Annotated in this window: 11 protein-coding genes; 5 read left to right on the top strand and 6 right to left on the bottom strand. The window is 61.8% G+C overall.

The genetic code is table 11. The features are described 5' to 3' along the window. Positions 1-30 precede the first annotated feature (30 nt). The 4 genes from AC5RV3_RS06585 to AC5RV3_RS06570 all read left to right on the top strand — a co-directional run bounded on the left by AC5RV3_RS06585 (position 31) and on the right by AC5RV3_RS06570 (position 4,004). Positions 31-507 (top strand): general stress protein, encoded by a 477-nt coding sequence (locus AC5RV3_RS06585; protein ID WP_494121432.1) that lies wholly within the window; start codon positions 31-33, stop codon positions 505-507. Between the two features lie 448 nt (positions 508-955). Next, a complete protein-coding gene (locus AC5RV3_RS06580) occupies positions 956-2,338 on the top strand; it encodes an AI-2E family transporter (RefSeq protein WP_494121431.1) in 1,383 nt (460 codons plus the stop codon). Positions 2,339-2,376: 38 nt separating this feature from the next. Further along, positions 2,377-2,598 carry a hypothetical protein gene (locus AC5RV3_RS06575; protein WP_494121430.1) on the top strand — a complete coding sequence of 74 codons (222 nt, stop codon included), beginning with the start codon at positions 2,377-2,379 and terminating at the stop codon, positions 2,596-2,598. 191 nt (positions 2,599-2,789) lie between these two features. Then, positions 2,790-4,004 carry a mechanosensitive ion channel family protein gene (locus AC5RV3_RS06570; RefSeq protein WP_494121429.1) on the top strand — a complete coding sequence of 405 codons (1,215 nt, stop codon included), beginning with the start codon at positions 2,790-2,792 and terminating at the stop codon, positions 4,002-4,004. An 88-nt stretch (positions 4,005-4,092) separates the two neighbouring features. Here AC5RV3_RS06570 and AC5RV3_RS06565 read toward each other — a convergent pair whose 3' ends face one another. The 6 genes from AC5RV3_RS06565 to AC5RV3_RS06540 form a co-directional block, all read right to left on the bottom strand. Next, entirely contained in the window at positions 4,093-4,242 is a 150-nt protein-coding gene (locus tag AC5RV3_RS06565) for a hypothetical protein (RefSeq protein WP_494121428.1), read from the bottom strand. Between the two features lie 15 nt (positions 4,243-4,257). Beyond that, positions 4,258-4,554 (bottom strand): hypothetical protein, encoded by a 297-nt coding sequence (locus AC5RV3_RS06560; RefSeq protein ID WP_494121427.1) that lies wholly within the window; start codon positions 4,552-4,554, stop codon positions 4,258-4,260. A gap of 19 nt (positions 4,555-4,573) precedes the next feature. Then, positions 4,574-5,728: a tyrosine-type recombinase/integrase gene (locus AC5RV3_RS06555; protein WP_494121426.1), complete on the bottom strand. Its 1,155-nt coding sequence runs from the start codon at positions 5,726-5,728 to the stop codon at positions 4,574-4,576. A gap of 125 nt (positions 5,729-5,853) precedes the next feature. Next, entirely contained in the window at positions 5,854-6,093 is a 240-nt protein-coding gene (locus AC5RV3_RS06550; RefSeq protein WP_494121425.1) for a helix-turn-helix transcriptional regulator, read from the bottom strand. Positions 6,094-9,100: 3,007 nt separating this feature from the next. Beyond that, the gene (locus AC5RV3_RS06545; protein ID WP_494121424.1) at positions 9,101-9,400 is read right to left on the bottom strand and encodes a hypothetical protein; all 300 of its coding nucleotides are present in this window, start codon (positions 9,398-9,400) and stop codon (positions 9,101-9,103) included. 882 nt (positions 9,401-10,282) lie between these two features. Continuing rightward, positions 10,283-11,293 carry a hypothetical protein gene (locus AC5RV3_RS06540; protein ID WP_494121423.1) on the bottom strand — a complete coding sequence of 337 codons (1,011 nt, stop codon included), beginning with the start codon at positions 11,291-11,293 and terminating at the stop codon, positions 10,283-10,285. Positions 11,294-11,765: 472 nt separating this feature from the next. On the opposite strand from AC5RV3_RS06540, the gene AC5RV3_RS06535 reads away from it, so the two are divergent. Further along, positions 11,766-12,254, top strand: a complete 489-nt coding sequence (locus tag AC5RV3_RS06535; protein WP_494121422.1) for a hypothetical protein — start codon at positions 11,766-11,768, stop codon at positions 12,252-12,254. Positions 12,255-12,448 lie beyond the last annotated feature (194 nt).

Genomic DNA, 12,448 nt, shown 5'->3' with positions numbered 1-12,448 from the left:
GCAAACGTAAGAACCACCGGAGGTAAGAACATGACCAGCGAATTATTCCAACACCAATCCCGGACATCCGTGCCTGGCGCTTCTGCTGTGCTGGCCGAGTTCAGCGACTATGTACAGGCGCAGCGCATGGTGGACCGGCTCTCGGATGAGAAGTTCCCGGTCGAACACGTACGCATCGTTGGTCTGGGGATCAGCAGCGTGGAACAGGTCACCGGTCGGATGACCAAGGGGAAGGCAGCTTTGGCCGGCGCCGCCGGCGGCGCCTGGTTCGGCCTGCTCATAGGCCTGCTGTTCGGACTCTTCATCCCCGGCATTGTCTGGCTTAGCGTGCTGCTGGGCAGTGTACTTATTGCGGCCGCGTGGGGAGCTGTTTTCGGTTTTATCGGGCACTGGAGCACCGGCGGTCGCCGGGACTTCAAGTCGGTCAAGTCCCTTGAAGCCGAGCGTTACGCCGTCATGGTCGATGCCGAATACTTCGCCGAGGCATCTGTTATCGCCAACCGGTAACGGCAGAGGAGGCTCCGGTCCTTGCCGAGGACGGCTGGCCGGCGACCTCCCCGGTCGGCGCCTACCCGGCCAACGCCTACGAAACCGTGGACCTGATTGGCAACGATGGGAACGGACGGCCGACTGGTGAAGCTCCTGCTACCCCCGGCAGGCCGCCGCCTCCTCGTGCTGCACGCCGGGCGATCCCGGCAGACCGAACATCGGCCCAAACACCCCGCGATGTCTTTGTGGTCAAGGGCGGATCCCACCTCTGCGCGCCCGAGTAATGCCTGCGTTATCGGCCGGCCGCCCGACAGCCCCAGGGCCGGGCCTCGGCCACCACGCACATCGGGTTCCGATGCGCCTAGGACACCGCGGTACTCGCGGAGCTGAAGAACGACGGGGCACACCGCTGCCCGGATCTGTTTTCGCAGCCGCGGCGTTGTCTTTCAGCTAGCCGTCAGTAGTGGTGTCTCAGTTCATTCGCCAGGGCCGGCCTCACAATAGCCCCGCACCGGATGACTACTACGGAGCGGAGCGTTCCGGCAGGATAAAGAGTATGGATTCCTCTCAGGACCGTGGGCGCCGGGCGCCGCAAGCAAACCGCGACCAGCAGAGCGAAGCCGAGGGCGGCCAAGCCTTAGGCCGGCAGGGAGGACCAGGGGAATTCGCCAGAATATTCGTCGGGACCGTCAAATGGGTGGCCGGGGGAATCGTCCTCATTCTTGGAGCAGCAGTTCTTTGGAATATTGCCGGCTACTTGTGGACCGTGGTTTTTCCCATCCTGCTGGCGCTGCTGCTGAGCAGTATCCTGTGGCCTGTCAACCGGTTGCTGCGGAAAGCGCTGCCTAACGCACTGGCGGCGCTGGTGATCATCGTGGCCCTGTTCGCGGTAATCTACGGCATCATACGGTGGATGATTCCATCCCTGCTGTCGGAGACCTCCGGGCTGGTGGAGCAGGCCCGGCAAACGCTGACCCAGATCAGTGCCTTCTTCACGGGTCCTCCGTTCAATCTGCAGAACGTGGATCTAAACGGGTTGATTGACACCGGACTGCAGCAGGTGCGGGAGAACTTCTCGGCCATCCTTTCCGGCATTACCTCCGGGATCTATAGCGGTGTGGGAACGATCACATCGTGGATCATCATCCTTTTGCTGGTCGTCGTCTTCGTCTTCTTCAGCCTCAAGGACGGAGACAAATTCCTGCCGTGGGTCGCGCACTGGAGCAATGCCCGTGCATATGCGCATATCAAGGCGGTCTCGGTGAAGGCATGGCAGACGTTATCGGGGTACATTCTGGCTCAGGCTGCCGTTGCCTTCGTAGATGCGGTGTTCATCGGACTGGGGCTCTGGATCCTGGACGTTCCGTTGGCACTGCCGCTATCGGTGCTGATTTTCTTTTCGGCCTTCATCCCGATCCTCGGAGCCATCGCAAGCGGCGCGCTGGCTGCCTTTGTGGCTCTCCTCTCCGGCGGCTGGACGACGGCGCTCATCGTGCTCGGCATTGTGCTGCTGGTCCAGCAATTGGAGAGCAATATTCTCCAGCCGATGCTGGTGGGGCGCGCGCTCCATATCCATCCGGCCGTCGTGCTGTCGTCGGTGACCGTGGCTGGCACCTTGTTCGGTATCACGGGCGCCCTCTTGGCTGCGCCGGTCACGGCGGTCGGCATCGTCGTGCTCCGGTACGTGCGCGACATCTCATTCACGCCGGCGAGTCCCTCCGCCGATGACACGGCACATTCCGACGATGGTGCGCCGACGGCCATGGATGAGTCCCGGGACCATGCGACGAACGACGACGGCGCGGGCGGTAGCAGAGCCGTCCGCGACACCGGCGCCGGCCCGGCCTGATGCTGGGTGCCGCGCCGCCGAAGAGCAGCAGTGCGGTCATGGGCATCTACGCCGAATACGAAGCCGGAGACCACTACATCGTCAACGGACAAGTCATTGAAATGAGCACCCCAGATTGGCACCCCGGCCACCCCTGCTCTACTTCAAAGGCCAATACCGCCACCTCCTTCTCACCACCAACAACGAATTTGGTGAGAAGCGTCACCGATAGCGGCAAGAAATCTTGGCATTCAAGCACGACGGCGGGGGGCCTTTCCTAGGGAAGGTCTGCGGCCGCCGTCGTCGGCCGTTGTAGTTGCCCGGGGTATGAGCTGGACAATTTGAACTCGCCGGTAACGAATTTCTCCGGGTCCTGGGCAGGAAACTCCAAGCATTCGAGCACCAGTATCTGTCCGGGGCGTCGCGCAGCCCGACTGGACAGGCTCCGCGCCGGGTCTGCACCATCGGAAATATGGATGATTATCTCTACCTGATCCAGCCGGCGACAGTAGTGCTGATCGCCGTTGCCGCAGCACTGGTGATCACCGCGCTCCTGCGGGTTGCAGTGAACCAGCTGTTCCGGCGTGTGCCGAACATCCGGGATGTCTCGGCCCGTGGGCGCAGCCCCTTCCGGGTGGCGCTGGCTGTCATCGGAATCCGGGTGGGCCTGCGTATTACCTCCGCCGATGAGCCGTGGTTCACCGCCGTTGACTTCGTCCTGATCATGGTGCTCATAGCTGCGCTGGCCTGGTTCGCTGTCGTCGTACTCCTGGTCATTGAGGCGGCCATTCTGGCCAAGTACCGCACGGACACCAAGGACAACCGCCGGCTGCGCCGGCTCAAGACGCAGGTGATCCTGGGGCGCCGTGTGGCAGTGGCGCTGATCGTGACGATCGCGGTCGCGTGCGTGCTGTTGACCATTCCCCAGGTCCGAGCCCTTGGTGCCGGTATCCTGGCCTCCGCCGGCGTCCTGTCCGTGGTCGCCGGCCTCGCGGTGCAGAGCTCCCTGACCAACGTCTTTGCCGGCATGCAGCTGGCCTTCACGGATGCCATCCGGGTGGATGACGTCGTGGTGGTCGAGAACCAATGGGGCACGGTGGAGGAGATCACGATGACCTATGTGGTGGTCCACATTTGGGATGACCGGCGGCTGATCCTGCCCTCCACCTACTTCACCAGCACGCCCTTCGAGAACTGGACCCGCCGGACCGCAGCCCTGCTGGGAACGGTGGAGCTGGACGTAGACTGGCGGGTTCCCCTGGACGAGCTGCGCGAGCACCTCAAGGCCGTGGTGGAGTCGGCCGAGATCTGGGACGGACGCACCGCCATCCTGCAGGTCACCGACGCCGTCAACTCGCTGGTCCGCGTGCGCATCCTGGTCAGTGCCGTGGACAGCGGCACACTGTTCGACCTTCGCTGCCTCGTGCGGGAATCTATGGTTACCTTCCTGCAGCGCGAATACCCGCAGGCGCTGCCCCGGCAGCGGTGGGAAGCCGTCGGCCCGGTGAATAGCGGCGAGACCTCCGTCGCTGGCCGCCGGCGTCCCGCGGCCGCGGCGATGACCGGCGCGGGCGACTCTCAGCTGTTCACCGGCTCCATCGACGCCATCGAGCGCAACCAGGCGTTCGCCGGCCCCGGCGACGAGGCCTACGAGGAACGCGAGCGAAAGGCGAACCAGGGCGGGTAGGCGCGCAGCTTCGTGGCAGCTCCGGGGGTCGGGTATGTCCGGCACAGGGGCTCCGCTCGGCCGGGTCTTCTCGCGTCGGCGGCGCCCCTCAGCCCTGAACGTGCGCGCCCGCCAGTTCCGGCGCTCCCACCAGGATGGTCAGACCGGCTGGGGTGGAGATGTTCAGCGGCGGGGCCACGTGGACGCGGTTGTAGTTGGCGGACGGAAGCAGCCCGCGCTCCTTGCAGGCCACGACCACCAGCCCGAAGAACTTTCAGGTGGTTTTCGGCACCGGGAGTGCCACTGCCACCAGCAGGACCAGCATCAGCTCAGCGGTGCCGATTTCCGGCGGTTCGGCCCGGATGAGGAGCTGACAGGCATCCTTGAGTAGTTTCCAGGACGGTGTCCCTGCGGGGCCGCCCGCGTCGTCTTCTGCAGCCGCAGCACGATCGAGGCCGCCAGTACCACCGGGTCCACCGAGAGGTACGGCATCGAGCCTCCCGGGCGAGTGCATGCAGCCCAGAGCGACGTCGGGACGCGACACCTTGGCGACCAAACCGTCGTCGACCATGGCCTGCGCGTCGCGTAACTCAGACCTCCCGTAGCCTCCGGGCTGCATTGACCATGCTGGATGTGTCGGCGAGGTCGGTGTACGCAGTCCGGTTCACCGCCGTGTCGTGTCCAAAGAAGGCCGCCCGGACCACCTCAGGCACCTGATTGAGCAGGAGGGAGTTCAGGGTCGCGCGCCAGACGTGAGTCCGGGCAGTCTTCAGAAGCTCGATATTGAGCGACTCGCCCAGCTCGATATAGAGCGGCGTGGTTGCCTTCTGGCAGTTGTCGCGGTCCCAAGCAATCATCTGGTCTGTCGGCGCACCAATGACGTGCGCCGAATCGTCTACTGCTGCGTTCTGCCGTGCCAGTAGGCGCTCTGCGACCCGAGTGTCCAGGACGGGCACACGGCGAGGCCTATGGGTCTTGGAGACGGACTTCGTCACGGTCACGTGGAGCGTGTCGTCGTCGGTGTTGATGTGCTGCCAGGTTAGCGAATTGGCTTCCGATACGCGTAGACCTGTGGTCGCTTGCAACAGGGTGAGCTCAACGGCATTGCGGCGTTTGGCGATACGGTCCGCGAGCGACCAGCGTCCTCGCCTCGCCTTGGTTTGGCCCTCGGCTGGATCGAGCGCCAGGAGGTAATCGAGGACTGCGGCGTACTGATCCTTCGTCAGTGCCTGACCGCCTCGCTTGCTACTGACCTGCTTCGAACTCGTCAGATCTATCGACATCCCTGACAACGGGTTGCCGTTGATCACCTCGTCGCGGTTTAGCTGCTGCAGGACGTACTTGGAAAGGACGGATCGGGCCTGCCGGGCGCTCTCCGAGCCATGCAACTCGGCAATTTCCTGGAGGCATGCCTCCAAGGCTCGGAAGCGTGTGCCGGAGGCGATCGAGTGCCTGCTCAGAGAATCGGAGTGAGAGTGTGTGCTGCACTCGCCAACGAGCTGGCCCAGCGCGAGGAGGTACCTCGCACGACTGTTGGGACGCAGTTGAGCCTTCTCGATGGCGGGTCGGGATACCTGATCGATGTACTCGTTCAGAGGAGAAGTTGTCTTCCAGGTGCCCCCGCCGGTGGCGAGCAACTCCTTGGCAGTAATCTTGGCGCGCTGCCGGACCTGGCCTTTGGTCGCACCTTGAGAGCGCTTGGACAACAAACGCCCATCGTGGAGCCGGATGGACCAGTCGAGCAACCACACACCCTCGCGCTCACGCGGCGTCGCTCGGTCGATGGAGTGGTGACCCACGTCAAGGCGGGTTGTGGCTGAGCGTTGCCGGCCAGCGCGAGGTAACCGGCCTGTGTTCTCGCCGCCGGCGCTCATCGCTCAACGCCGATCACGCGCTCGGCGAGATACTGGTCTAGGTCCGACACCCGGTAGACGATCCGGGCCCCGGACTTACCGAGCCGGACATAGGGCGGGCCTTCGCCAAGCGCGCGCCAATTGGAGAGCGTTTTGCGCGCGACGCCAAGATATGCGGCGGCAGCGATGCTCGGCAACCCACCGGGTGGCGTCGCGATGATCGGGGGCGCGCTGATTGGGAGAACTGAAGTGGTCATGGTTGCTCCTCGAAAGTATCGACACTTCCGAGGGACCGAGTCCGCCGAGCCTATTACCGGCTACCCTGGCGGCCGTGCACCGGCGGCGCGCGTCCACTCGTAGAGATCACACAGCCGGTCGGCTGTGTGATTCTGACCCTTCATTCATTCGGGCTGATATGAACGTACCACAATGGCCCGACGTGGCCCGGGAGCCTGACTTTAGCCGATTCGCTAAATCGCCCTCGGACGAGGATCTAATGCGCTCTCCCGGCGACCTACCGGGAATGCAGCCTGATGATTGTCACCGCCGCTAAAGAGTACCCACACAGCATTTCTGTCGACCGTTCCTCAGCCATGAGCCACTGCATGAGATCGTTGCCGTCTACGCTGTCGACCACAGGACTTTCGTGGGCGTCGTGGGCGTGGTTCCCTCGCGTTAGATGTTCTATGTTAGGGAATAAGGAGTGCTTCGGCGGACGATCGAGAAGGGTGAGTGAGGGCATCCGAAGGTGCCCAATTGGGGCCAACCAGATGAGGCGAACGGAGCACAGCGGATCACGTCAATGTGACCGCTTTCCGGCCAGGAATTGGCCACAATTTACCCACGTTCGGCCGGAAATTGGACTGTCTAGGGCCAGCTCGTGGTCACTATCTGGGCACAGAAGATCATGCTCTATGTGAGTCTGAAAGAGGGCCATGATGTGACCGTCTTTCGGCCAGATGATGGTCACTTTCCGGCCTTCGGAGAATTGGGCTCTCCGCGTTGACCGTGACCGGTCCGGGAAGGGGCCGTCTTCTGTCCATCTCATGGTCTTTGGCTTCGTTTTCCTACCCGTCGACTCCATTGCTGGTACATCCTCCGTGGCGTTAAGCTCTGCGCCGCCTCCACCTCGCACTGTGACGAGCATTCGAAGATCACGACCTGGGAGCCGCCGGCCACACCTCTCATCGGAGCCCCACTCGCGCCCGTGACCGGGGCGTCGGTTGGTAGCTCGATTACCGCGCTGTGTCTGGCGGTGTCGTATGCTCCTTCGTGATCAGGCCGGCGAGGGAACAGCACTCATCCACGGTCTCCGTAATCCTCGATCCTGCGCCGTTGGGAGGCAAAAGCGGCCGCGTTCGCGCGTCCGCGACGGGGTCGAAAAGAGAGGCCGGTACCGCAAGCTCTACCACCCCCTGTATCGCTTCGCTCCATCGTTGGTACCTAGGCGTCACTTCCCCTCAAACCTTGGTACCAACGAAACCCCGTCTTTCCAACGGAAAAGGATGCCACTTGTACCACTACACTCGACGGAACCTACGGTTTCGGCGGTGGTGCCAGGTGGGATGGAACCAACCCTTTTTCGCGGCACCGAGAGGCCTCCGCGAGGCTCCGGCCTGCACTGATATGAGGCGAAGGCAGCCGCGTGCCCGCGTCCGCGGCGGGGTTCAATGAGCATGGTGACAGAAGTGTCAACACACGCTCCGTCGCTGCGCTCGATGCCTGTCAACACGGCGTCACTGCGTTCAAAACCGTGTTGACAGCCAAACCCCGTCTTTCCAACGGAAAGTGATGCCACTGTCAACAACGCCTTATGTTGTTCACAAGGGTTTCGGCGTTGTTGACAGAGGGGCCGAATCATCTTTTTCCGCTGATGCGACGGGAAATTTGACCCCGATTCTCCGCTAGAGCTCCGAATGCGGGGGAAAAAGGAAAAGGGCATAAGGGGGCGTGGCGCCGGGCTGCGTTTCCATCCTCGCTTCGCTCGTCGGAATCTTGCTCGGCGTCGGCTCAGCCGACGCGCTTTCGGTCACCCGGCCGACACTCGCTTCGCTCCGTCCTCCAGGCTTCCTCACCCTCGTCGCTGGCGCTCCTTGGGCCCCTTACTGCGTCGCTTCGCTCCTTGCCCTCCAACGCCCCATCGGGGGCGTTCTCGGGTGCCTCCGACGGTGCCGCTCCTCCGCTTCGCTCGCCCGCGGCCTCCGTCGATTGACTTCGCCATAAGAGGCTCCGATGCTCTCCGCCTGAGAGCGGCTCCAGTGACCCCGGCCGGAATGCCGTCAGCTGATTACTCGCAGCGAAAGGCATCGCGAAATGATTTTTGAAAATCAGACCTGAATGATTTCGGCTTAGGAACGTCGGGCGGATGGCTCTTCAGACGAACGCCCTGCTGATCCCGTCGAAGGGCTATGGCAGTTGGACGAAGATGCGGGAAGGGTGGGCAGCTCATAGATCTGAATTCGTGCGTTGCCTTGCGAGCTTCTCCAAGATGAAGCAGTTCAATTTACCTGGGACAGAATGTGCTGCTCTTCGAGTATGGGCCGCTGTGTACCTGCTCGCGTACCTGCTGAACCACCCCTCCAGGTACACCACCAGGTACACGCGATCCGTGGAATATCTACGATCTTGCAGGCTGCCAGGGCCCATGTACCTGCTGTAACTACTACTTCTTATAAATAAGAGGATAGAAAGCCCACGTATATGGCATCCCGCCCTACGTGCTCTCACGTATAAGGGGTTCGCCCAGAGCGGGTACACCAGGTACATTCACTGTTTCCGCAGGTCAGAGACAAATTTGGCCTTTTGGGCCTTTTCCCCGCAAACCGCGAAAACGGCGTCTGACCTGCGGTTTTATCCATTTCGAGCGTACCTGCACCCCTGTAGGTACGTGCAGGTACATTTTTGCCGCCCGCGCACCGTGCGTCAGGCCTCAGTGACCTATGGTCAGTCTTTAGGCCAGCGCCCGAACTGCATCCCTCGGGCTTGAGCCGGGGAGCAACCGGGTCGCCCCTCCCGCCGCTTTCGGGACGCACTTCTAAGTGTTTTCGTAGCTCCGACCCTATTTGCTTGCCAGCCAAGGGTTCGAGCTTCGCCACTTTCGTTGTTGTCTGCCTCCCAGCGCCTCGGCAGCTTTCATCCGCGTGCCGGGGCGGGCACGGTCGGGGAACCAGTCGCCCGATTTGGCAGCGGCGCTCTTCAGGCGCCGGCTGAAGCCTTCTTCTAGAACCCGACATCGTTGGGGAACTGCTCGGTTATCCAGTGGTCCTATAGGGCGTGGAGAAATTCGACCGGAAGGAAGCTCCAGGCGAGGCGCCTGGCGAAGGTTCCTAGAACGTCAGGACTTGCTAGTAGGATTCGCAGAGGGTTGATCGTCGCGGCGACGGCGTCCCACAAGGAGGCGATTCTGGGGCCGGCTCGGAGCTCGTCCGTACAGACGAACAGCTCGTCAATGCATTCGCAGGCGGCGCTCAGGGCGTCGAGGTCACCCAGCGAGGCCGGTTGGTCGGTGCTCAGCTTGACGAGCTCGTCGATGGCGGTGGCGCATTTGTGGCCGGTGCCCAGCATGTCCGGACCTCCTTCTGGGTGCGATTTCGATGGTTTTTGGGCGGTTTTTAGGCTCGAAGGGGTGCAAAACGGGCAAATGTACCGCGGAATGTACCGCCGATTTCCGGGCAGCATTTTTTGCTCGTCGGGGCGTTTGCCCTAGTCAGGTGGGCAATTTGGGGGTTGCTCAGGGCGGGTGCAGTGTACCGCGGATTTTCGGCCGGATTTCCATCCGCGGTACGCACAATTGGCCGCTTTACCCCTAAAAATCAACAAACAGAGAGAGAAAAGTACCGTATGTACCACGTGATTTCAGAAAGTACACACATGCGCGCATGCGCATAGGGTTTTCGTCTACGAGGTGGTACATACGGTACTTTTGGGTGTTTGCCCTTGTCAGAGCGTGAATTTGCCGTTTTTCCGGCGGTACATTAGCCGGTACGGCCGCCCTCCGTAAACCGCCCTCCGAGCAGCGGCAATCGCGCTCTGACTAGGAGTTTTACCGGGGTCGGCGGTCTGCAGGAACGGTACCGCCGATGGAAATCAATCGGCGGTACTTCCCAAGGTGGCCGTGGCAGCGCTCAGCGCTGTCGAACCACTGAGTTGTCAGGCGCAGTGCAGCCGTAGACGCGTGCTGTCGGTGTGCCCGGTTCGTTCTCGGTCAGGCCGTTGTCCACTATGGTGATGAGCCCGAGGCCATCGGGATCGTGAACCCCGTCGTCGGCGAAGCTGGCTGTTCTCAGGCTGAGACCAGGTTCGTCGGACCCATTCCGCTCGCACCGGCCTGCGCGACCAAATCAGGACGGAAGCCTGTGCATGACTTGGGTCGTGCGGAGTCGTATCGCGGTTGTACGGCCACGGTCAACGCCCATAAACGGCCCGCAGGATCACAAGAACCGGAACTTATGACACCGGAGTGCAGCGGCCCGGCGCACCGCCGATCAAACGCAAATCCTGATCCGTGGGTACCCAAGAGCGTTCCTCGATCACGTGCAGCACTCGCAGCAAACTCTGACGTGACACAAAGGTTTGCTCCCGTCCATCGGGCCACCAAAGCTCGTAAGTGCCGTCGCCCGTGCACTGAATGTATGTGAGTGCACTTTCCAGCTCACATGACCTTGGATGGGGAAGGTTCCGGATACTGCTGAGCGGACCGAACATCCAACAATCGAAGGAGTAGCTGCCCAGTTCTTCGCTTTCCCGGGCGTGCCAGCCTCGTTGCCTCATAACGAGGTCGAGGACGTTGTCATAGGGCGGCTCCCAGCCCCAATCTGGGTCCGGAAGGTGAAGGACGGTCACCGCAGGCCTCATGCGTCGCTGGCGGAAGAGTTCGGTCCAGTAGCCGTCCGTTGATTCAGGGTCTTCGATGAACCTGGCGAGGCGAAGAAACATGTTCGTTCTGAAGTTCGGGCTGAAACGGTATTCGAGAGCGTCAAGAACCAGGCCAAAGGTCTGAGCCGGCTCATCGGCCTGCGCAGCGGCGGTCAGATCTTCACCATAAAGACTGGTGCTCCTATGCGCACGCCACTCGCTCTGGTCTCCTCTTCGTACGGCGGTGAGGGTACCGAGCTGATCGATGGTTTCCGCGATGGCCGCGAGATCGTCTTTAACGAGAGCGATGTGCCTTTTCTCGCGCAGCCGATTAAGTGCCTTCCGGAGAACGCCGCCCCAAGTGGGCTTGGTCGAAGACTTACAGCGGTTGCAGGCGTAACCTCCGACCACGTTTGGCCAGATCAAGTCTCCGACGACGATTGCAGCACCGCAGAGGCAGCATCGCCCTGGTCGTCGCGCTTTGAAGCCTCGCGCTCCAGCAGGAAATGCCCAGTCGACTGTAGGAGTTGCACTGCCCCTTTTCGCGTGATTCAGGGCTTGCATGGCGTCGTTGGCGGCGTCCGGTTGATGGCGGTGACTCATGGGGGCAACCCTAGCGCTGCGCTGAGGACTCCCTTTTTGCGCTGAGCAGGCCAGGCGCCTGCTACGTACGCTCGAAAATGAGGTTAAACGACGCAATTTTACCGCACAAATGCTGTGGCTAGCTGTGACTAAGTGCACACCGACAAAGTGCCAACTGCCGCCTAAACATGGTCGTGGAAGCACCCTCGGCGAATTGTCTGAGCCTCACTTATCTGTAGGGGGTAGCCCTTGCGGACTCGGCGCAGCCACGAACTGAGTGCCTAGTTCCCTCTTGCCCTTGTTAACGGGCGTGAGCATCAGCCAACGACCGGCGTCCATCCGTCGGTTTCTTCTCGGTGCTTATCGGTTCGATCGTATTCAGCTCGCTCCCTGAGCAGATCTTTGACCGACTAAAACAGCTGATGTCCGGCCAGTACGCGTGAGGTAAGCCTCCACGGCGCGGTGCCGGAATGTGTAGGGTTTGCCTCGTTCGATGATGCCGCGCACTGTGTCGATGCGTCTCGACGTCGGCCCCGCGCGCGCCGACGAAGTGACTCAATGTAGAACGGACGGCCCGACGAACGAGGAGCAGGTCTTTGACCGCTGCCTCGCGAAATCCTGGCAGCACGGCCAAGGTCGCCCGGACGAGGATCCGGGCCGTCAAACCTGCATGACAGTGAAGCGTCTGGCCCGGGATGAAGTTGCCGCCGATCGTTCGGTTGGACGGGAGGGGCATACTGCGACTTATCGCAGGAATTACGGCCCGACTAGCAGGGAACAGGTTGCCTCTGAACTGCGCAAGGAGATCCGCGCGGCACGGCTCAGGATTACGCTGGGCAAAAAGTTATGGCAGGAGACTTCGCCGCAGGTGAAGCTTCTGGCCGGGATGACCCTGCCGCTGCTTGTCAGGGGCAATCGTCGTTCCGGTAACTCCCAATCTAGGGCAGTGGCCAAGCCGGCACTCCCGGGCATACCAGAGTGATAATAGTCGGCCTGGCTGCTCGTTGCGCGGTTGTCAGCGGTTGATCAGCGCTCGCGCAGTTTGGGTTCTTGATTAACGGTTCTTCCAAGAGCCAGTTACCCCAAAATCCAGCGTTCGATCCCCGTTTATGCCCCTCACAACCTAAAAACGTCCCTGCCCGCCGATTGTGCGGATAACTGAGATTATCGGGGGTA

The sequence above is a fragment of the Arthrobacter sp. Y3221114 genome, from assembly GCF_059092625.1.
Note: the sequence above shows the minus strand (reverse complement) of the source record. Positions and strands in the feature narration are given on the sequence as shown.

Bases quoted from the DNA above. Each gene is read 5' to 3' on its own strand.
- AC5RV3_RS06585 (WP_494121432.1), top strand. From the start codon at position 31: ATGACCAGCGAATTATTCCAACACCAATCCCGGACATCCGTGCCTGGC.
- AC5RV3_RS06575 (WP_494121430.1), top strand. From the start codon at position 2,377: ATGGGCATCTACGCCGAATACGAAGCCGGAGACCACTACATCGTCAAC.
- AC5RV3_RS06570 (WP_494121429.1), top strand. From the start codon at position 2,790: ATGGATGATTATCTCTACCTGATCCAGCCGGCGACAGTAGTGCTGATC.
- AC5RV3_RS06560 (WP_494121427.1), bottom strand. From the start codon at position 4,554: ATGGTCGACGACGGTTTGGTCGCCAAGGTGTCGCGTCCCGACGTCGCT.
- AC5RV3_RS06550 (WP_494121425.1), bottom strand. From the start codon at position 6,093: ATGACCACTTCAGTTCTCCCAATCAGCGCGCCCCCGATCATCGCGACG.
- AC5RV3_RS06545 (WP_494121424.1), bottom strand. From the start codon at position 9,400: ATGCTGGGCACCGGCCACAAATGCGCCACCGCCATCGACGAGCTCGTC.
- AC5RV3_RS06540 (WP_494121423.1), bottom strand. From the start codon at position 11,293: ATGAGTCACCGCCATCAACCGGACGCCGCCAACGACGCCATGCAAGCC.
- AC5RV3_RS06535 (WP_494121422.1), top strand. From the start codon at position 11,766: ATGATGCCGCGCACTGTGTCGATGCGTCTCGACGTCGGCCCCGCGCGC.